The following is a 19536-nucleotide window of genomic DNA, read 5'->3' on the forward strand; positions in this document are numbered from 1 at the left end:
CCACAGGCACGAGGCCGCTCCGCCGTCGTCCACGCCGAGCGCCACGAGATCGACCCGTACGTCCGAGATCGACCCTCAGGAGGTCGATCTGGGGACGCACGGGCCGATCTCGGGGGTGGGTCAGCGGTGCAGCGCCTTGCGGGCCAGCCAGTTGCCCAGGAGCTGCGCGACCTGCACGATCCCGATGATGACGAGCACCGTCACGACCACGACGCCCCAGTTGTAGCGCTGGTAGCCGTAGACGATCGCGAAGTTCCCGAGACCGCCGCCGCCGATGATCCCCGCGATCGCCGACATGTCCAGCACGGCGATGAAGAGGAACGTGTACCCGAGGATGAGCGGCGCGAGCGCCTCCGGGACGAGCACCGTCGTGATGATGCGCCACGACGACGCGCCCATGGCCCGCGCCGCCTCGATGACGCCCGGGTCGATGCCCACGAGGTTCTGCTCGACGATGCGGCTCGTGCCGAACGCCGTCATGACCGACAGCGGGAAGATGAACGCCTCGGTGCCCAGCGTCGTCCCGACCACCTGGAGCGTCACCGGCCCCAGCAGCGTGACGAAGATGATGAACGGGATGGGCCGGACGATGTTGACGAGCACGTTGAGCACGCCGAACACCCAGCGGTTGTCGAGCAGGTTGCCGCGCCGCGTCACGTAGAGCGCGATGCCGAGCGCGAGGCCCGCGAGCCCGCCCGTGAGCAGCGCGACCGACACCATCTGGAGGGTCTGGCCGAAGGACTCGACGAGGATCGGCCACAGCCGCGACCAGTCGCTGTTCATCACTGGCCTCCGAGGTTGCCGTGGCGGAAGAGGGTCTCGCGCGCGGTCCCGTACGGGTCGCCCGGGTCGCCGCCGGCGTCGTCGGGCGCGTCCGCGCCGCCCGGGTCGGCGTCGAGCCGCGCGACGCGCGGGTCGTCGAGCGGCTGGGCCGCGGTCCCCAGGTCCACGACGTCGGCGCGCTCGGCGAGCGCGACGAGGAACGGCGCGATGCGGTCCTCGGGAGCGTCGAGCTCGACGGTGAGCGACCCGAACGGTCGCTCCCCCACCTCGGAGATGCCGCCGTAGACGACGGACCCGTCGACGTCGTGCTCCCGCAGCAGGCGGAACAGGTCGGAGCCGGTGTGCGCGCCCTCCCGCACGCCCACCGTGACGAGCCGACCGGGGTGCCGCTCGCGCAGCCGGGCGAGGGTGTCGCGCGACGGGCGGTCGTGCAGCGCCGTCCCGACGAACCGCTGGGCGGCGTCCGCGCCGGGCGCGGAGAAGACGTCGTACACGTCGCCCGTCTCGACGACCTTGCCGTGCTCCATCACCGCGACGCGGTGGCACGTCGAGCGCACGACCTCCATCTCGTGCGTGATGACGACGATCGTGATGCCGAGCTCGGCGTTGACGCGCCGCAGGAGCGCGAGCACCTCGCGCGTCGTCTCCGGGTCGAGCGCGGAGGTCGCCTCGTCGGCGAGGAGGATCGTGGGCTGCGCGGCGAGCGCGCGGGCGATGCCCACGCGCTGCTTCTGCCCGCCCGAGAGCTGGCGCGGGTACGCCTTCGCCTTGTCCGCGAGGCCGACGAACGCGAGCAGCTCCGCGACGCGCGCGGCGCGCTTCTCGCGCGGCCAGCCCGCCACCTTGAGCGGGTAGGCGACGTTCCCCGCGACGGTGCGCGACGACAGCAGGTTGAACTGCTGGAAGACCATGCCGATGCGCGAGCGCACCTCGCGCACGCGGCGCTCGGGCAGCCCGGTGATCACCTGGCCGTCCACGACGACCTCGCCGCTCGTCACGGTCTCGAGCGCGTTGACGAGCCGCACGAGCGTCGACTTGCCGGCGCCCGAGTAGCCGATGACGCCGAAGATCTCGCCGCGGCGGATGCTCAGCGAGACGTCGTCGACGGCGTGCACGGCGCCGTCGCCCTCGCCGAACGTCTTGCTCACGTGGCGCAGCTCGATCGCGGGCTGCTCGTCACCGCCCTCGTCGCGGGGGACGTCGGTCACGTCGGGTTCCTCTCGTCGGAGGCCGGGCCTCCGGGCCGGGGCCGCCTGGGATCACCAGGCATGTCGTCAGGGCCGCCTGTCGGGGTGTGCCGCTCGCCTGCCATCGTCCTCCCCCGGGCACGACGGCGCGCGAGGGCGGGCGCGACGTGCGCCCGCCCTCGCGCGTGCGGGGTCAGGAGTTGCGGATGTCGTCCTCGATGCCGGCAAGGATCTCCTGGAGCTCGGCGGGCGAGTTCTCCTTGATGACGGCGGTGCCGCCCGAGGCCTTCTTCTCGGCCTCGACGACCTCCGGCGAGTGGGAGATCTCGGCGAGCTTGAGCAGCGTCTCGTCGTCCTTGTCCTCGGCCCGCGCGACCCACACGTTGATGTAGGGCTTGGCGGCGTCGGAGTCGGGGTCGTCCTGGAAGAGCGCGTCCTCGGGCTTGAGACCCGCGTCCTCGACGAAGTCGTTGTTGATGATCGACGCGTCGACCGACTGGAGCTGGATCGGGGTCTGCGCGGCGTCGACCGGCGTGACCGTCACCTTGGAGCTGGGCAGCACGTCGGCCTCGGTGGAGATGGAGCTCCCGCCGTCCTCGAGCTCGACCAGGCCGGCCTCCTGGAGCACGAGGAGCGCACGGGCGAGGTTGGTCGGGTCGTTCGGCACGGCGACCTGACCGCCGGCCGGGATCTCCTCGAGCGACGCGTGCTTCGACGAGTACAGGCCGAGCGGGTAGACGGCGGTCGCGCCGATCGGCTGGAGGTCGTCGCCCGCGTCGACGTTGTAGCCCGCGAGGAACTGGAGGTGCTGGAACTGGTTGACGTCGAGCTCGCCCTGGGAAAGCGCCGGGTTCGCCTGCGTGTAGTCCTGGAGGTCGACGAGCTCGATCTCGATGCCCTCGGCCTCGGCCTGCTCCTGGAACACCGCCCACTTGTCGTCGGACGCGCCGACGACGCCGACGCGGATCGGGTCCGCCGCGTCACCGCTCGCGGCGCCGCCCGCGGTGTCGTCGCCGCCGCCGCAGGCGGTGAGGGTGAGGGCGGCCGTCGCGGCGATCGCGGTCCAGGTCAGACGCTTGCGGGTGGTCGAGAACGACATGGGGGTTCCTTCCGGTGGTGGCGGCGACGGTCACGGGTGGCGACCGGCGGGCCGGGTGCAGGGACGGCCCTGCGAGGGGTGGGGTTCGGGGTGCTTCCGGCGGGCCATCAGCCACGCGGCGAGCGGGGGGCGGCGTCGTCAGGACGACGCGGCGGGTGCGGCGCAGGTCTCCCTGCGGGTCACGACGGCGTCAGCCGCACATTCGCCCGGTGCGCACGCCACGACAGCACGACGCGCCGACGCAGGACGCTGCGCGCGGGGTCGTGGTGACGACGTGGTTCCGGGTCATGCCGACATCATGTGCACGGCGGCCCCCCGCGCGCCAATCACCCGGCCGATTCGTCCACGATGCGGACGGTGAAATGATCGCATGCCGGGAATCACGTGCCTCGAATCATGACAGAACGGTCGTCGAGCGCCATCGTCGAGGCCGCCGGGCGCTTGTGCGGAGAGATCTACGCCACACCGCGCTCGCGGCGGGCGACGGCGGCGAACTCGGGCGCGCCGCCGGCGGGTGGCTCGACCCGCAACGGCGGCATGCTGCGCACGACCAGCCAGAGCGGCACGATCGCGATGCACAGCGCGGGGATCAGCCGCGCGTCGTTGACCACCACGGCGGCCATGAACAGTGCGAGCCAGCCACTACGACCCACGACGATCACCGTCCCGAGCACCGCCGCCGAGACGGCGACCGCGGCGGGGACGCGCGGGACGAGCGACGACGCCGCGAACCCGACCGCGACGCCGACGAACACCGCCGGGAAGATGCGCCCGCCACGGAACCCCGCTCCCGCCGCGACGAGCAGCGCCGCGAGCTTGACCAGGGCCAGGACGAGGATCGCCGTCCAGGTCATGTCCGCAGCGTCGGCGGACAGCTCCTTCATCTGGTCCAGGCCCTTGAAGAGCGTGAGGGGGCCGCCCAGGACGCCCAGCAGCCCGAGGACGAGCCCGCCCAGGCCGAGCGCGAGCACGGGGTGCCGCAGCCCGTGGAAGAACCGGTGGACGAACGGGAACGCGAGGACGACGAGCAGCGTGAGGACGGCCGCGACGACGGCCACGACCGCCGCGCTCAGCACGTCGCCGACGTGGACGCCCGGGTACGCGGGCAGGTCGACGGCGAAGGTCGGCGCCTCGAGCGCGACCATCGTCACGGCCCCCGCACCCGCGGCGACCAGGGGCCCGAAGAGCCGGTCGAACAGCGGGCCGGTGCGGTCGCCGCCCTCGGCGAACGTCTCGGTGAGGACGAGCGCCGCGGCGAGCGGCGTCGCGAACATCGCCCCGATCGTGGCGGACATGGCCAGCCCGACGGCGCCCTGCACGGGCACGCCCAGCCGGGGGCGGCACAGGATCCATGCCGTGAGGGCGACGTTGATCGCGATGATCGGGTTCTCCGGCCCGAGGCTCACGCCGCCCGCGAGGCCGAGGACGAGTGCGACGGCGAGCCCGGGCAGCGCCCGCAGCGGGAGCGGGGCGGTCACGAGGTCCGTCGTGGCCGGGTCGACGCCCGCGTGCCCCGGCGCCCACCGGATCGTCGCGCCGACCAGCAGGCCGGTGACCGTGAGCACGAGGACCGTCCACCACGTCTCGGTCGTGGCGAGCCCCCACGCCGTCGGCAGACGCTCCCACACGAGGTCCTGGATCCAGTTCGCGAGCGCCGAGAGCGCGACGAGGGTCAGGGCGCACAGCACGCCGACCAGGAGCGCCGGGACGACCAGGCGCACCAGGTGCATCGTCGACAGCGGGCGCTGCGGCTCCCCGGTCACACGGGCAGGGAACCACGCCCGGACCGGCACTGCACCTCGACCCGTCGGGGCGCTCGCCTCCCGGAGACGCGAAGGACCCCCCGCACACCCACCAGAGCTCACCTACCCTTGCTGCCTTCCGGCCCTGGGGGAGTTCGGCGAGATGATGCCGCACGAGGGGTCTGGACCCACCCTAGCCCAGGTCGGCGCCCCACCTGAAACCCGCTTCCGCCGGAGGCGATTCGGCCCGGGGGCCGCGGTCCGGTATCCTCGTTGCGCTGCCGTCGACACGCTCCGAGCGTGGTCGGCGTCGCACCAGGAGGATTCGCCTAGTGGCCTATGGCGCACGCTTGGAAAGCGTGTTGGGTTAACAGCCCTCGGGGGTTCGAATCCCCCATCCTCCGCAGACCGAAGGGCCCGCCGCACTCGCGGCGGGCCCTTCGTCGTCGTCCGACGCACCGCCTCCGGGCGCCCGGACCGAAAAGGCCCGTCGCACGAGTGCGACGGGCCTCTCGACGTCCCGACGGTCCGACGCGCCGGGACGTGGCGCCGGCGGTGCCGCCGACGGCTACCCCCAGCCTACGGGTGTCTGGCCCGGAACGGCAGGGGTCTCTCGTCCCCAGTGCCCGTGAACTCCGCGACGCGGGTCGCGCGGGCGCCGGCGGCGAGGAGTCAGACGACGCGGCACGGGCGCCCTCCGAGCGTCACGAGCTCCGGGTCCGCGCCCGGCACGCCGTCGGCGACGAAGCCGAACGTCGCGGTCGTGCCCGGTCGCACGGTCGCGTTCCACGACAGGCTGCGCGCGGTGACCGCGTCACCGTCACGCCCGGCCCGCGCGCCCCACACGTCGGTGAGCCGCTGGTCGCCGTCGGGGGTCCAGCGGAGCTCCCACCCGTCGAGCGGCGCCGCGCCGGTGTTGCGGAGCTCGACCTGGGCGATGAAGCCGTTGCCCTTCTTGCCCTGCCACGTCCCGTGGACGGTGTACGCGACCTCGCAGGTCGGGCGCTCGACGGGCGGGACGGCGAGCGCGAGGAGCTCGGCGGCCTGCTCGACGAACCACTGCCCCGCGGCGGGGTCCTCGATGCCGCGGGCAGGATCGAGCGGGCCACCGGTGCCGCGGTAGCACTTGCCGTCAGACTCCCCCGGCACCTTGATCCACAGGTACGCGTCGACGAACGGGTCGCCGGTGTCCGTCGTCGGCCGCTCGCCGAGGCCGCGGTCGGGCGGGTTGCACCACACCTCCGGGTCGGGGAACGCGCCGGGCGGCGCGGTCCACGGGCCCTGGCCGTTGCGGCTCGTGTCGATGACCACGTGCTTCTGCGCCGCCGGGTCGCGCACGACGCCCGTGTCCGCGTACGCCTGGGCGTACGCGGCGTCGGTGAGCCCCCACGTCGCGAAGTCGTCGGGGTCGGCCGGGTAGTACTGGCTCGCGCACCACGCGGGCTCCCACCAGCTGTTCACCGACAGGTTGACGCAGTCGCTGACCCACGTCCCGTACTTCACGAGGCGCTCGGTCTCGACGTAGTTCGACGCGTTGACGAACACGCCGTCGGCACGCTCGACACCCGCCTTGATCAGTCGGTCGGTGATGTCGCCGACCCCGAGCCACCCGCTGTGCGTCCCGTCGAGGTACACGGACGTGGCCGGCAGCGCCGTGAGCGCGTCGACGGCGTGGTTGAGCTGGGCGAACCGGTCCGCCGCGGCGGTCTCCGGGTCGAGCTCGGCGGGACGGCACCACTCGGGGTTCCCGTTGATGTCGGTGTACCAGGGGATGATCCCGAGCCCGTCCGGCTCGAGGATCACGATCGCGGGGTCGTCGCCGATCCCCTCGGCGACGGCGTCCACCCACGCCGTGTAGGCGGCCGTGTCGGCGGCGCCGCCGGCGGAGTACTGCGCGCAGTCGCGGAACGGCAGGTTGTAGACGACGACGGTGGGCACCGCGCCGTCCGTCGCGGCCGCCTGCACGACGGACGCGACGTCGTCGCGCACCTCGTCGGGCGTGCCGCCGGTGAACCACGAGGCCGACGGGAACGACCCGAGGAGCTGGGCGTCCGCGCGGGCCTGTCCCGTGAGCGAGGCGGCGGCCTGGAGGGTCGTGGAGAAGGGGTCCACGTAGAGGCGGGTCTCCGGCCCGACGACGTCGTCCGCCGCGGGGGCGGCCGTCGCCCAGGGCGAGGAGGTGGGGACGGGGGCGGCGCCGGCGCTCCCGCCGGCGACGAGCAGCGGGGTCGCGAGCGCGAGCCCGGCGGCGGCGGACAGGACGGCACGACGTCTCATGCGGATCTCCTTCGATCGACACGGGGTGCGGACGACGCTGGATGGAAGCGCTCCCATCGCGTCGTGACCTCCACTCAAGCGGCAGCAGCCACGGACGTCAAGGGGCGGCGCGCGGAGGAGCGCTCCCCCGTGGATGGACACGGGTTGAACAAGCGTTTAGTCTGTTGAACGTGCGTTCAGACCAGCCCTCACCGACGGGCCGCGCCCGCTCCGCGCCCTCGGCCACCGACGACCTGACGACCCGCGCCCGCATCCGCGACGCCGCCATCTCGCGCTTCGCGCGCGACGGGTTCGGCGCCCCGCTGCGCACCATCGCCGCCGACGCCGGGGTGAGCGCGGCGCTCGTCGTGCACCACTTCGGGTCCAAGGACGGATTGCGCCGCGCGTGCGACGACTACGTGTTCGAGGCCGTGCGAGCCGCCAAGACCGACGCCATCTCGCCCCAGGACCCGGCCGCCGGCCCGATGGCGCTGTTCACCCAGCTCGCCGGGATCGAGGACTACGCGCCCGTGTTCGAGTACACGCTGCGCAGCCTCCAGGCGGGCGGGGACCTCGCGCGGTCGTTCGTCGAGCACCTCACGCAGGTCACGCTCGAGTACATGGAGTCCGGCGTCGCCGCCGGAGTGATCCGCCCCAGCCGCGACGAGGCCGCCCGCGCGCGCTACCTCGTCTCCCTCTCGCTCGGCTCGCTCCTGGTCGACGGCGCGCTGCGCGAGCGGAGCGAGCCCCGCGACCCCGAGGCGGACCTCCGCGCGTACGTCGAGCGCGTGATGCTCCCCGCGCTCGAGGTCTTCACCGAAGGACTCTTCGTCGAGCCCACGCTGCTCGACGCCTACGTGCAGCACACCACCCACCAGGAGGAGACGCGATGACGAGCACGACCCCCGCCGTCGAGGTGCACGACCTGCGCAAGGCCTTCGGCCACGTGCAGGCGCTCGACGGGCTCGACCTCACCGTCCGCGCGGGCGAGGTCGCCGGGTTCCTCGGACCGAACGGCGCGGGCAAGTCGACCACCATCCGCGTGCTGCTCGGGCTGCTGCGGCCCGACTCCGGCAGCGCCCGGCTGCTCGGCGGCGACCCCTGGCACGACGCCGTCGACCTCCACCGGCGCCTCGCGTACGTGCCCGGCGACGTCAACCTGTGGCCGAACCTCACCGGCGGCGAGGCGATCGACCTGCTCACCCGCCTGCGCGGGAGCGTCGACCCGCAGCGCAAGAAGCTGCTGCTCGACCGCTTCGAGCTCGACCCGTCGAAGAAGGCGCGCACCTACTCCAAGGGGAACCGGCAGAAGGTGGCGCTCGTCGCGGCGTTCGCGTCCGACGTCGAGCTGCTCGTCCTCGACGAGCCGACGTCGGGCCTCGACCCCCTCATGGAGTCGGTGTTCACGCAGTGCGTGCGCGAGGTGACGGCCGAGGGCCGGTCCGTCCTGCTGTCGAGCCACATCCTGGCCGAGGTCGAGAAGCTGTGCGACACCGTGACGATCATCCGCGCGGGCCGCACGGTCCAGTCGGGGACGCTCGCCGAGCTGCGGCACCTCACGCGCTCGTCGGTCGCCGCCGTGACCGAGCGCGACCCCTCGGCGCTCGACGCGCTCGACGGCGTGCACGACCTCGTCGTCGAGCCCGGCCCGGACGGCGCGCGGGCACGGTTCGACGTCGACAACGACCACGTCGAGGCCGTCCTGCGCGCGCTCACCGACCTCGGTCTGCGCTCCGTGGCGGTCAACCCGCCCTCGCTCGAGGAGCTGTTCCTGCGCCACTACGGCGACGAGCTCGCCGTGCTCGACGGGGCGGGCGCGCTGTGAGCGCCCCCGGGACGGCCCGCACGGCGGCACCACCGCACGGACGGCGCGCCACCGCCGTCTCCCCCGAGCCGCACCGGGGCGGGCGTGCGGCCACGGGCTGGACCACGCTGCTCCGCTTCGTGCTGCGGCGCGACCGCGTCCGCATCCCCGTGTGGACGGCGTCGATCGCGCTCCTCTTCGGGTACGCGGCCGTCGCGCTCGACACGCTCTACCCCACCGCGGCCGACCGCCAGGCGCGCGCGACGCTCGTCTCGAGCCCCGCGGGCATCATGCTGTCCGGGCCCCAGTACGGGATCGAGGACTACACGCTCGGCGCCATGATCGCGAACGAGATGGCGCTCACCGTGATGGTCGCCGTCGCGATCATGAGCATCTCCCTCGTCGTGCGGCACACGCGCGCCGAGGAGGAGACGGGCCGGGCCGAGCTCGTCCGCGCCGGGGTCGTCGGGCGCCACGCCCCTGCCACGGCGGCGTTCGTCGCGGCGCTCGTCGCCAACGCGGCGATCGCGCTCGCGACCGGGGCGGTCCTCGTCGCGACCGGGCTCGACGCCGTCGACTCGTTCGCGCTCGGCGCGGCGGTGGGCGTGACGGGGCTCGTGTTCGCCGCCGTCGCGGTCGTTACGAGCCAGGTCACCGAGCACGCGCGCGCCGCGAGCGGCCTCGCGCTCGCCGTGCTCGGCGTCGCGTTCCTGCTGCGCGCGGTCGGCGACGTCCAGGAGGAGCACGGGAGCTGGGTCTCGTGGCTCTCCCCCATCGGCTGGGCGCAGCAGATCCGCGCGTTCGTCGACCTGCGCTGGTGGCCGCTCGGACTGTCGCTCGTGCTCGTCGTGCTGCTCCTCGCCCTGGGCGCGGCGCTCGCCGCGCGGCGTGACCTCGGCGCCGGGCTCGTGCCGCCGCGCGCGGGGCGGCCCGACGCCGCACGGTGGCTCGCGAGCCCGCTCGCCCTCGCGTGGCGCCAGCAGCGCGCGTCCGTGCTCGCGTGGGGCGTCGGTGTCGGCGTCACCGCGCTCGCGTGCGGGACGTTCGTCGACTCCGTGGGCGACATGGTCGCCGACAACCCCGAGATCGCGCAGATGCTGGGCGACGCCTCCGACCTCGTGGGCGGGTTCGTCGCGGTCATGGCGCTGTTCCTCGGGCTCGGCGCGGGCGGCTTCGCGGTCGCGTCGGCGCAGCGCGCCCGCGGCGAGGAGACGGCGGGGCGGCTGGAGCCCGTGCTCGCGACCGGGGTCGGCCGCGTCCGCTGGCTCGGGGCCCAGCTCGTCGTGACGCTGGTCGGGACGTCGGTGCTGCTCGTCGTGAGCGCGGTCGGCCTGTGGCTCGGCGCGCTGAGCGTCGGCGAGGACGCCTTCGGGTTCGGGGACTACCTCGCCGCGTCGTTCGCCTACCTCCCGGCGATCGCGGTCGTCACAGCCGTCGCCGTCGCCGCGTTCGGCTGGCGGCCGGGCCTCGCGTCGCTCGCCTGGGCGCTCCTCGCCTACTCGTTCGTCGTGACGATGTTCGGCGCCCTGCTCGACCTCCCGTCCTGGGCCAGCGGCGTCTCGCCGTTCTGGCACGTCCCCCAGCTCCCGGGGGCGGACGTCGAGCCGTGGCCGTTCGTCTGGCTCACGCTCCTCGCCGTCGCGCTCGTCGCGCTGGGCCTGGTCGGCTTCCGCCGCCGCGACGTCCCTCGCCCCTGACGCGAGACCGTCGCGGCCTCCGGCTAGGCTCGATCCACCTTTTCCGACCACGGAGGTGACGGACATGTCCACGCCCGACCGGAGCGACGCGACGCGCTCGGCCAGGGCCACCCTGCACGAGTGGGTCGCCGCGATCCCCACGCAGGAGCCGAGCCGGGGGCCGGACGGCAGCCCGGGCGTCCCCGACCCGCGCACGTGGGTCGCGGCGCTCGCGCTCGAGGGGACGTGGCTCGGTCTCTACCAGGACGCGTACGACCTCACCGAGGCCGAGTGGGAGGACCTGCTCGGCGACCTCTCGCGGTACGCGGACGTGCGGCCGCCCGCGAGCGCCGTCGTCTTCCGCGACGTGGACCTCGACGAGGACCCGTTCCGCGACGACGAGCGCCCGCTCGTGGACGCCGTCCTGCGGGTCGCGCTCGAGGAGGGGGTCGAGAACGTCACGCTCGCCGCGGTCGCCCGCCGCTGCGAGCGCAGCGAGTCGACGCTGCGCTCGATGTTCGGCGACGCGGAGACGCTCGTCGACGACGTCGCGCTCGAGGTCCTGCAGTCCGGGTTCGACGACCTCTCGCCGCTACGTCTCGACCCGTCGCGCGCGGCGGTCGGGGCGTCGGTCGCGGCGCTCGACGACTCGCGCAAGGCCGCCGCTCTCCTGCGCCTGTACGCGCTGGGCGGGGTCGCGCGCGACGACGTCCCGGAGGGGCAGCACGCGGTGCACGCGCTCGTGCTGCGCGCGTGGCGTGACGAGGGCGCGCCGTCGTCGCTCGTGCTCGCCGCGCTCGCGTGCGACGGCTGGCGTGCGGGCGAGCTCCAGCGCGCGCTGCTGTTCCCGCCCGCGCTGCCGGGCGCCGTCGTGCGCGAGCTCGCGCGCCTCGTGGACGACGCGGCGGGTCACTCCTCGAACCGGTAGCCGATGCCGGGGCTCGTGATGAGGTGGCGCGGCGCCGCGGGGTCGTCCTCAAGCTTGCGGCGCAGCTGCGCGAGGTAGACCCGCAGGTAGTGGGTGTCGCGCGTCGCGGTCGGCCCCCACACCTCGCGCAGCAGGTGCTCGCGCTCGACGACTCGCCCCCGCTGCGCGACGAGGATCTCGAGGAGCGCCCACTCCGTGGGGCTCAGCCGCACCTCGGCGCCGCGCCGCAGGAGCCGGCGTCGCGCGAGGTCGATGTGCAGGTCGCCCGCCTCGACGACGGCGGACCCGTCGCGAGCGGTGCCCGCCGACCGCCGCACGGCTGCGCGCAGCCGCGCCATGAGCTCAGGCATCGCGAACGGCTTGGTGACGTAGTCGTCGGCGCCGGCGTCGAGCGCGTCGACCTTGTCGTCGCCGAGGTGACGCGCGGAGAGCACGACGATCGGCACGGTGCTCCACGCGCGGACGGCGCGGATGACGTCGAAGCCGCTGAGGTCGGGCAGGCCGAGGTCGAGCAGGATGACGTCGGGCGCGTCGGTCGCGACGAGGTCGATGCCGGCCCCGCCCGACGTGGCGGTGCTGACCCTCCAGCCGTGGGTGCGCAGCGTGATGGCGATCGCGCGCAGCAGGCCGGGGTCGTCGTCGACGACGAGCACGTGGTGGGTCGCCGGGTCGTCGCTCACGCGCGCTCCTCCCGCTCGGGGCGTGCCGGGTCGCGCGGGGGCGCGACCGGGACGGTCAGGACCATGGTGAGGCCTCCCCCCGGGGTGTCCTCGGGGACGAGGGTCGCACCGACGGCGCGCGAGAAGCCGCGCGCGACGGCGAGCCCGAGCCCGACGCCGTGGCCCGCGGCGTCCCCGAGCCGCTGGAACGACTCGAACATCCGCTCCTTGGCCTCGTCGGGCACGCCCGGACCGAGGTCGACGACCCGCACCTCGACGATGCCGCCCGACGCGGACGCCCGGACGCGGACGGGCTCGTCCGGGGGCGCGAACCGCACGGCGTTGGCGACGACGTTCGCGACGACGCGTTCGAGGAGCCCGGGGTCCGTGCGCACGAGGGGCAGGTCCTCGGGCACGTCGAGCGCGACGCGCCCGCCGTGGGGCTCGACGGCGACGGGCACGATCTCCTCGAGCGACACGTCCCGCAGGACGGGGACCACGGAACCGGTCTGCAGGCGCGAGAGGTCGAGCAGGTTGTCGATGAGCTGCTCCAGCCGCTCGGTCTCGGAGGCCGCGGTCTCGACGAGCGCGGTCCGGTCCTGCGGCTCCAGGACGGCCTCCGACGAGCGCAGCCCGTCGACGGCGGCCCGGATCGCCGCGAGCGGCGTGCGCAGGTCGTGCGACACCGCGGCGAGCAGGGCCGTGCGGGTCGCGTCCGCCTCGGCCAGGACCGCGGCGCGGGCCGCCTCCTCGCGCAGCCGGCGGTACTCCAGCACGATGCCCGCCTGCGCCCCGAACGCCTCGAGCACCTGGCGGTCGCCCGCGGGCAGGGGGCGGCCGTCGAGCACGAGCCGGAGGTCGTCGTCGACGCCCACCACGGTCCGGGTCTCGTCACTGGCCCCGTCGCCGCGCCGGGCGCGGCCGGCCGGGCTCGTGGTGTCAGCGGCGCGGTCCGCGACCGCGATGGTCGACCACGCCTGGGCCCGCCCGTCCGTGCGCGCCCGCTCCTCGAGCGCGACGCGGCGGAGCTGGAAGGTCTGGGCGAGGCGCGCGACGACGGCCTCGGCCGTGTCCTCCCCGGACAGCACCGAGCGGGACAGGGCGGCGAGCGTCGACGCCTCGGCGCGCGCCCGGTAGGCCTGCACGGTGCGCCGCGCGGAGAGGTCGACGACCGACGCGACGGCGGCCGCGACGAGGACGAACACGAGGAGCGCGAGCAGGTTCTCCGGGTCGGCGACGGTGAGCAGGCCGGTGGGCGGCGTGAAGAACCAGTTGAGGCACAGGAAGGACACGACGGCGCACGCCAGCGCGGGCCACATGCCCCCGACGAGCGCGACGCCGACCGACAGGGCGAGGAAGAGCATGACCTGCGTCGACAGCCCGACCGCCTCCCGGCCGGCGTCGAGCAGGGCGGTGAGGCCCGCGGGGCCGGCGACGGCCAGCACGAACCCCGCGACGCGCCGCCGCGTCGACAGCGGGCTCCACCCGCGCCGTGCGACGCGCCCCGACCGCGCGCGCTCGTGGGTGACGAGGTGCACGTCGAGCGAGCCCGAGAGCCGGGCGATCTCCGCGCTCGTCGAGCCGAGGAACGCCTCGCGCCACCGCGAGCGCCGCGAGACGCCGACGACGACCATCGTCGCGTTGGCGCCGTGCGCGAAGTCGACGACGGCCGACGCGACGTCCTCCCCGACGACGGTGTGGAAGGTGCCGCCGAGGGACTCGACGAGCGCGCGGTCGGCCGCGATCGCCGCGGGCGAGGCCGTGGGCAGGCCGTCGGTCGCGAGCACGTGCACGGCGAGCAGCTCCGACCCCGCGGCCCGCTCGGCGATGCGGGCACCGCGGCGCAGCAGCGTCGCGCTCTCGGGCCCGCCGGTGACCGCGACGACGACGCGCTCGCGCGCCGGCCACGTCCCGGAGATCGCGTGGTCCGCGCGGTACCGGGTGAGAGCGTCGTCCACGCGGTCCGCGAGCCACAGGAGCGCGAGCTCGCGCAGCGCCGTGAGGTTGCCCTCGCGGAAGTACGAGGACAGCGACGCGTCGATCTGCTCGGCCCGGTACACGTTCCCGTGCGCGAGCCGCCGCCGCAGGGCCTGGGGCGAGAGGTCGACGAGCTGGATCTGGTCGGCCTCGCGCACCACGTGGTCCGGGACGGTCTCGCGCTGGCGCACGCCCGTGATCGCCTCGACGTCCTCCGTGAGCGACTCGAGGTGCTGCACGTTCACCGTGGTGACGACGTCGATCCCGGCGTCGAGGAGGTCGTGCACGTCCTGCCACCGCTTGGCGTGGCGCGAGCCGGGTGCGTTCGTGTGCGCGAGCTCGTCGACGAGCGCGACGTCCGGGTCGCGCGCGACCACGGCGTCGACGTCGAGCTCCGTGAGCTCGACGCCCCGGTGCCCGACCGCCCTGCGCGGCACCACCTCGAGGTCGCCGATCTTCGCGGCCGTGGCCGGGCGCCCGTGCGTCTCGACGAGGCCGACCACGACGTCGGTCCCGCGGGACCGGCGGCGCAGCGCCTCGTCGAGCATGGCGAACGTCTTGCCGACGCCCGGCGCGGCGCCGAGGTAGACCGTCAGCCTCCCCCGGCGCCGCCCGTCAGGCGTGTCGGCACTCATGTGCGCAGTCCATCACGCCGCACGTCAGGACGCGTCCGAGCCGGCGGGAGCGAGGCTCTCGAGCGCGAGGTTGAGCGCGAGCACGTTCACCCGCGGGTCGCCCAGCACGCCGGCCGCGCGTCCGGCCGCGGCGTCGTCGACCAGCGCGCGCACCGCCGCCGGGTCGAGCCCGCGCGCCGCGGCGACACGCTCGACCTGCTGGTCGGCGTACGCGGGCGAGACGTGCGGGTCGAGGCCCGAGGCCGACGCCGTCAGGGCGTCCGGCGGGACGGTCGCCGGGTCGACGCCGTCCTCCGCGGCGACGGCCGCCCGGCGTGCCTCGATCGCGGCGACGAGGTCAGGGTTGTTCGGCCCCAGGTTCGACCCCGCGGACGCGAGGGTGTCGTAGCCGTCCCCGGCCGCGGACGGGCGACCGTGGAACCACTCGGGCGCCGTCCCCGGCTCGCCGAACGCCTGGCCGACGAGGACGGACCCGACGACCGGGGCGCCGTCGGCCCCCGTGTCGTCGACCGACGCGGCCCGGGTGCCGTCCGCGCGGACGAGCGAGCCGTTCGCCTGCCACCCGAAGGCGGCCTGGCCGACCCCCGTCACGGCCAGCGGGTACAGCCCGCCGAGCAGGACGGTCATGAGGAGCAGGACGCGCAGCCCCGCCCACGACTGGCGGACGAAGGAGACGGCGCCGCCGGCGGTCGACGGACGGGCGCCGGACGGGACCTGCGAGGAGCTGGGCACGGGAGTTCCTTTCGGCACCGGGATCAGAAGCCCGGGAGGAGGGACACGAGGAGGTCGACGAGCTTGATCCCGACGAACGGCGCCACGAGGCCGCCGAGCCCGTAGACCAGGAGGTTGCGCCGGAGCAGCGCCGACGCGGACGCCGGGCGGTACCGCACCCCGCGCAGCGCCAGCGGGACGAGCACCACGATGATCAGCGCGTTGAAGATCACCGCGGAGAGGATCGCGGACTGGGGGCTCGACAGGCGCATGACGTTGAGCACCTCCAGCGCGGGGAACGCGCCCAGGAACATCGCGGGCAGGATCGCGAAGTACTTCGCGACGTCGTTCGCGACGGAGAACGTGGTCAGCGCGCCGCGCGTGATGAGGAGCTGCTTGCCGATCTCGACGATCTCCAGAAGCTTCGTGGGGTTCGAGTCGAGGTCGACCATGTTGCCCGCCTCCTTCGCGGCGGTCGTCCCCGTGTTCATCGCGACGCCGACGTCGGACTGCGCGAGCGCGGGCGCGTCGTTCGTGCCGTCGCCGGCCATCGCGACGAGGCGCCCGCCCTCCTGCTCGCGCCGGATGAGCGCGAGCTTGTCCTCGGGCGTGGCCTCGGCGAGCACGTCGTCCACGCCCGCCTCGGCCGCGATGGCCCGCGCGGTGATCGCGTTGTCGCCCGTCACCATGACGCTCCGGATGCCCATCGCGCGGAGCTGGTCGAACCGCTCACGCAGACCGTCCTTGACGACGTCCTTGAGCCGGACGACGCCGAGCACGCGCGCCGGGCCGTCGCCCACCTGCTCGGCGACCACCAGGGGTGTGCCGCCCTGCCCGCTGACCGTCTCCACGTGCGCCGCGAGCTCGTCCGTCTCCGGCCCCGTCACGCTCCCGCCCGTGGAGTGCACCCAGCGCTGGACCGCGGAGCCCGCGCCCTTGCGCACGCGCCGCACGCCGCCGTCGGGCGACGGCAGGTCCACGCCCGACATCCGGGTCTGGGCGGTGAACGGGATGAACTCCGCGCCCGCGGTCTCGCGCACCAGGTCCGCCGCCGGGCGCCCGTCCATCGACGTCACGAGGTCGACGATGCTGCGCCCCTCCGGCGTCTCGTCGGACAGGGAGGCCAGGCGCGCCGCGTCGGCGAGCTCGGCCGCGCTCACGTGACCCACCGGCAGCACCTCGGTCGCGAACCGGTTGCCGTGCGTGATCGTGCCGGTCTTGTCGAGGAGCAGCACGTCCACGTCGCCCGCGGCCTCGACCGCCCGGCCCGACATCGCGAGCACGTTGCGCCGGACCAGGCGGTCCATGCCCGCGATGCCGATCGCGGACAGCAGCGCCCCGATCGTCGTCGGGATGAGGCACACGAGGAGCGCGACGAGCACCACGAGGGACTGCCGCGCCCCTGAGTACACGGCGAACGGCTGGAGCGTCGCGACCGCGAGGACGAACACGATCGTCAGCGACGTGAGCAGCACGTTGAGCGCGATCTCGTTCGGGGTGCGCTGGCGCTCGCTGCCCTCGACGAGCGCGATCATCCGGTCGACGAACGTCTGGCCGGCCGGCGCCGTGATCCGCACGACGATGCGGTCGGACAGGACGACCGTCCCGCCCGTGACCGCCGAGCGGTCGCCGCCCGACTCGCGGATCACCGGCGCGGACTCGCCCGTGATCGCCGACTCGTCGACCGACGCGACGCCCTCGATCACGTCGCCGTCGCCCGGGATCGTCTCGCCCGCGACGACCACGACGACGTCGCCCACCCGCAGGCTGGACGACGGCACGTCGACCGTCGGCAGCAGGTGCAGGCTCGACCCCGCCGTGAGCGCGTCGGTCGGCGCGTCCACGCGGCGCGCCGTCGTGCTGCGCTGCGTCGCGCGCAGGCTCGACGCCTGCGCCTTGCCGCGCGACTCCGCGACCGACTCGGCGAGCGTCGCGAACAGGACCGTCGCCCACAGCCACGCCGCGACGAGGATCGAGAACAAGTCCGGCTCCAGGGCGGCGAGCACCGTCGTCGCCGCCGCGCCGATCTCCACGACGAACAGCACCGGCGACCGGTACAGCACGCGCGGGTCGAGCTTGCGCACCGCGGCCGGCAGCGCCGCGCCCACCTGCGCAGGGGTCAGCGCCCGCGGGGCACGACGCCCGCCGCCGGGGCCGTCGTCGTGGTGCGGGCCGCCGTCGGGCGCACCCGCGGGGGACGCCGGGTTACCGGGCAGCTGAGGGACGGATGCGAGCGGCGTGCTCATGACAGGGACTCCACGACAGGACCGAGGGACAGGACGGGGACGAAGGTGAGGCCGACGACGACGAGCGCGACCGTGCCGAGCAGGCCGACGAACAGCGGCTGGTGGGTCGGCAGCGTGCCGGCAGACGGCGGGACGGACCTCTGAGAGGCGAGTCGCCCCGCGAGGGCGAGGACCAGCGCGATGGGGACGAAGCGGCCGACGAGCATCGCGAGCCCGAGCAGCGTGTTGTAGTACGGCGTCCCGGCCGACAGCCCCGCGAACGCGGAGCCGTTGTTGTTCCCGGCCGACGCGAACGCGTACAGCACCTCGGTGAGCCCGTGCGGGCCGCCCTCCTGCTGGCCCGCGAGGCCGTCCGGCAGGACCACCGACAGCGCCGTGCCGACGAGCACGACGGCTGGCGTCGTCAGGACGTACAGCGCGACGAGCGTGATCTCCTGGCGCCCGATCTTCTTGCCCAGGTACTCGGGCGTGCGGCCCACCATGAGGCCCGCGACGAACACCGCGACGACGGCGAGCACGAGCATCCCGTACAGCCCCGCGCCCACGCCGCCGGGGGCGATCTCGCCGAGGAGCATGGTGAAGAGCACGACGCCGCCCCCCGGTGCGGTGAGCGAGTCGTGCATGGCGTTGACCGCACCGGTCGACGTGCCGGTCGTCGCGGTCGCGAACAGGGCGCTCGCGGCGAGGCCGAACCGGGTCTCCTTGCCCTCGAGCGCGGCGCCCGCGGCCTGCGGGGCGGCACCCGGCCCGGCGAGCTCCGCCCAGGTGGTCAGCGCGAGCGCGACGGCGAACAGCCCGGCCATCGCGCCGAGGACCGCCCAGCCCTGGCGGCGGTCGCCGACCAGGAGGCCGAACGTGCGCGGGAGGGTGAACGGGATCAGCAGGATGAGGAAGATCTCGAACACGTTGGTGAACGGGTTCGGGTTCTCCAGCGGGTGCGCCGAGTTCGCGTTGAAGAACCCGCCGCCGTTGGTCCCGAGCTCCTTGATGGCCTCCTGGGAGGCGACGGGACCCCCGAGGACGTGCTGCGTGCCCCCGGCGAGGGTCTCGACCGCGGTGTGCGGGCTGAGGTTCTGGATGACCCCGTTCGCCACGAGCACGACCGCCGCGACGAACGCGATCGGCAGGAGGATCCGGACCACGGACCGGGTGAGGTCGGTCCAGAAGTTGCCGATCCGCGCGTCGGTCCCGGAGCGGGCGAACCCGCGCACGAGCGCGATCGCGACCGACATCCCGACCGCGGCCGAGACGAAGTTCTGCACGGCCAGACCCGTCATCTGGAGGAGGTGGCCCGCAGCCGCCTCGCCCGAGTACCACTGCCAGTTCGTGTTCGTCACGAACGAGACCGCCGTGTTCCAGGCCCCCGCCGGGTCCAGCCCCGTGAACCCGAGGTTCATCGGGAGGTGGTCCTGGAGCCGGCCGAGGGCGTAGAGGAGCAGGACCGAGGCGAGCGAGAAGCCCAGCAGGGAGAAGAGGTAGGTGCTCCACCGCTGCTCCGCGTCGGGGTCCACGCGCGCCAGCCGGTAGCCCGCGCGCTCCACCCGCAGGTGGCGCGACGAGGTGTACACGCGCGCCATGTACGCGCCGAGCGGCGCGTGCACCGCAGCGAGCGCCGCGACGAGCAGCGCGACCTGACCGACCGCCGCCCACACGACCGCGGTGTCGACCGTCGTCGGCACGGCGCTCACCGGGCCCGGTCGCTGCGGAGCAGCGCGACGAAGAGGTAGCCCAGCACGGCGACGACGGCGCCGAGCGCGATCCAGTCGAGGACCATCACCGGGCACCTCCGGAGGAGCCGTGACGGCGCGCGACGAGCGCGACCGTCGCGAAGAA

Annotated in this window: 15 protein-coding genes, 1 tRNA gene and 1 other RNA gene; 5 read left to right on the plus strand and 12 right to left on the minus strand. The window is 74.4% G+C overall.

Going from position 1 to position 19536, the window contains the following annotated elements; translation table 11 throughout:
* Window positions 1-120 precede the first annotated feature (120 nt).
* The 5 genes from ACN9MS_RS17440 to ffs form a co-directional block, all read right to left on the minus strand.
* Window positions 121-783 (minus strand): methionine ABC transporter permease, encoded by a 663-nt coding sequence (locus ACN9MS_RS17440; protein ID WP_154797826.1) that lies wholly within the window; start codon window positions 781-783, stop codon window positions 121-123.
* Complete coding sequence (locus tag ACN9MS_RS17445) at window positions 783-1991, minus strand: methionine ABC transporter ATP-binding protein (protein ID WP_426309674.1); 1209 nt, start codon at window positions 1989-1991, stop codon at window positions 783-785. Before ACN9MS_RS17445 ends, ACN9MS_RS17440 begins: the two co-directional genes overlap by 1 nt.
* Window positions 1992-2163: 172 nt before the next feature.
* Entirely contained in the window at window positions 2164-3069 is a 906-nt protein-coding gene (locus tag ACN9MS_RS17450) for a MetQ/NlpA family ABC transporter substrate-binding protein (protein ID WP_426309675.1), read from the minus strand.
* A gap of 455 nt (window positions 3070-3524) precedes the next feature.
* Window positions 3525-4832 carry an ion channel protein gene (locus tag ACN9MS_RS17455; RefSeq protein ID WP_426309676.1) on the minus strand — a complete coding sequence of 436 codons (1308 nt, stop codon included), beginning with the start codon at window positions 4830-4832 and terminating at the stop codon, window positions 3525-3527.
* A gap of 68 nt (window positions 4833-4900) precedes the next feature.
* Window positions 4901-4997: signal recognition particle sRNA small type (gene ffs / locus ACN9MS_RS17460), an RNA gene on the minus strand.
* A 132-nt stretch (window positions 4998-5129) separates the two neighbouring features.
* Here ffs and ACN9MS_RS17465 point away from each other — a divergent pair.
* Window positions 5130-5215, plus strand: a tRNA-Ser gene (locus ACN9MS_RS17465).
* A 268-nt stretch (window positions 5216-5483) separates the two neighbouring features.
* Here ACN9MS_RS17465 and ACN9MS_RS17470 read toward each other — a convergent pair.
* Window positions 5484-7088: a glycoside hydrolase family 6 protein gene (locus ACN9MS_RS17470; RefSeq protein ID WP_426309677.1), complete on the minus strand. Its 1605-nt coding sequence runs from the start codon at window positions 7086-7088 to the stop codon at window positions 5484-5486.
* A gap of 170 nt (window positions 7089-7258) precedes the next feature.
* On the opposite strand from ACN9MS_RS17470, the gene ACN9MS_RS17475 reads away from it, so the two are divergent.
* From ACN9MS_RS17475 to ACN9MS_RS17490, 4 genes are all read left to right on the plus strand, one after another.
* Entirely contained in the window at window positions 7259-7960 is a 702-nt protein-coding gene (locus ACN9MS_RS17475) for a TetR family transcriptional regulator (protein ID WP_426309678.1), read from the plus strand.
* The gene (locus ACN9MS_RS17480; protein ID WP_426309679.1) at window positions 7957-8892 is read left to right on the plus strand and encodes an ATP-binding cassette domain-containing protein; all 936 of its coding nucleotides are present in this window, start codon (window positions 7957-7959) and stop codon (window positions 8890-8892) included. The genes ACN9MS_RS17475 and ACN9MS_RS17480 overlap by 4 nt, the downstream gene beginning before the upstream one ends.
* Window positions 8889-10568 (plus strand): ABC transporter permease, encoded by a 1680-nt coding sequence (locus ACN9MS_RS17485; RefSeq protein ID WP_426309680.1) that lies wholly within the window; start codon window positions 8889-8891, stop codon window positions 10566-10568. The genes ACN9MS_RS17480 and ACN9MS_RS17485 overlap by 4 nt, the downstream gene beginning before the upstream one ends.
* 64 nt (window positions 10569-10632) lie before the next feature.
* Window positions 10633-11475 (plus strand): hypothetical protein, encoded by an 843-nt coding sequence (locus tag ACN9MS_RS17490; RefSeq protein ID WP_426309681.1) that lies wholly within the window; start codon window positions 10633-10635, stop codon window positions 11473-11475.
* Here ACN9MS_RS17490 and ACN9MS_RS17495 read toward each other — a convergent pair.
* From ACN9MS_RS17495 to ACN9MS_RS17520, 6 genes are all read right to left on the minus strand, one after another.
* A complete protein-coding gene (locus ACN9MS_RS17495; RefSeq protein WP_426309682.1) occupies window positions 11457-12155 on the minus strand; it encodes a response regulator in 699 nt (232 codons plus the stop codon). The two genes, ACN9MS_RS17490 and ACN9MS_RS17495, sit on opposite strands and share 19 nt — an antisense overlap.
* Entirely contained in the window at window positions 12152-14746 is a 2595-nt protein-coding gene (locus tag ACN9MS_RS17500) for a DUF4118 domain-containing protein (RefSeq protein WP_426309683.1), read from the minus strand. Before ACN9MS_RS17500 ends, ACN9MS_RS17495 begins: the two co-directional genes overlap by 4 nt.
* A 24-nt stretch (window positions 14747-14770) precedes the next feature.
* Complete coding sequence (gene kdpC / locus ACN9MS_RS17505) at window positions 14771-15373, minus strand: potassium-transporting ATPase subunit KdpC (RefSeq protein WP_426311924.1); 603 nt, start codon at window positions 15371-15373, stop codon at window positions 14771-14773.
* Window positions 15374-15501: 128 nt separating this feature from the next.
* Window positions 15502-17703: a potassium-transporting ATPase subunit KdpB gene (gene kdpB, locus ACN9MS_RS17510; RefSeq protein ID WP_426309684.1), complete on the minus strand. Its 2202-nt coding sequence runs from the start codon at window positions 17701-17703 to the stop codon at window positions 15502-15504.
* Window positions 17700-19382 carry a potassium-transporting ATPase subunit KdpA gene (gene kdpA / locus ACN9MS_RS17515; protein WP_426311925.1) on the minus strand — a complete coding sequence of 561 codons (1683 nt, stop codon included), beginning with the start codon at window positions 19380-19382 and terminating at the stop codon, window positions 17700-17702. Before kdpA ends, kdpB begins: the two co-directional genes overlap by 4 nt.
* A gap of 5 nt (window positions 19383-19387) precedes the next feature.
* Window positions 19388-19477 carry a potassium-transporting ATPase subunit F gene (locus tag ACN9MS_RS17520; protein ID WP_141389068.1) on the minus strand — a complete coding sequence of 30 codons (90 nt, stop codon included), beginning with the start codon at window positions 19475-19477 and terminating at the stop codon, window positions 19388-19390.
* Between the last annotated feature and the right edge of the window lie 59 nt (window positions 19478-19536).

The sequence above is a fragment of the Cellulosimicrobium sp. E-16 genome, assembly GCF_049913115.1.
Lineage (GTDB): Bacteria > Actinomycetota > Actinomycetes > Actinomycetales > Cellulomonadaceae > Cellulosimicrobium.

Bases quoted from the DNA above. Each gene is read 5' to 3' on its own strand.
- ACN9MS_RS17440 (WP_154797826.1), bottom strand. From the start codon at position 783: ATGAACAGCGACTGGTCGCGGCTGTGGCCGATCCTCGTCGAGTCCTTC.
- ACN9MS_RS17450 (WP_426309675.1), bottom strand. From the start codon at position 3,069: ATGTCGTTCTCGACCACCCGCAAGCGTCTGACCTGGACCGCGATCGCC.
- ACN9MS_RS17470 (WP_426309677.1), bottom strand. From the start codon at position 7,088: ATGAGACGTCGTGCCGTCCTGTCCGCCGCCGCCGGGCTCGCGCTCGCG.
- ACN9MS_RS17480 (WP_426309679.1), top strand. From the start codon at position 7,957: ATGACGAGCACGACCCCCGCCGTCGAGGTGCACGACCTGCGCAAGGCC.
- ACN9MS_RS17490 (WP_426309681.1), top strand. From the start codon at position 10,633: ATGTCCACGCCCGACCGGAGCGACGCGACGCGCTCGGCCAGGGCCACC.
- ACN9MS_RS17500 (WP_426309683.1), bottom strand. From the start codon at position 14,746: ATGAGTGCCGACACGCCTGACGGGCGGCGCCGGGGGAGGCTGACGGTC.
- kdpC (WP_426311924.1), bottom strand. From the start codon at position 15,373: ATGACCGTCCTGCTCGGCGGGCTGTACCCGCTGGCCGTGACGGGGGTC.
- kdpB (WP_426309684.1), bottom strand. From the start codon at position 17,703: ATGAGCACGCCGCTCGCATCCGTCCCTCAGCTGCCCGGTAACCCGGCG.
- ACN9MS_RS17520 (WP_141389068.1), bottom strand. From the start codon at position 19,477: ATGGTCCTCGACTGGATCGCGCTCGGCGCCGTCGTCGCCGTGCTGGGC.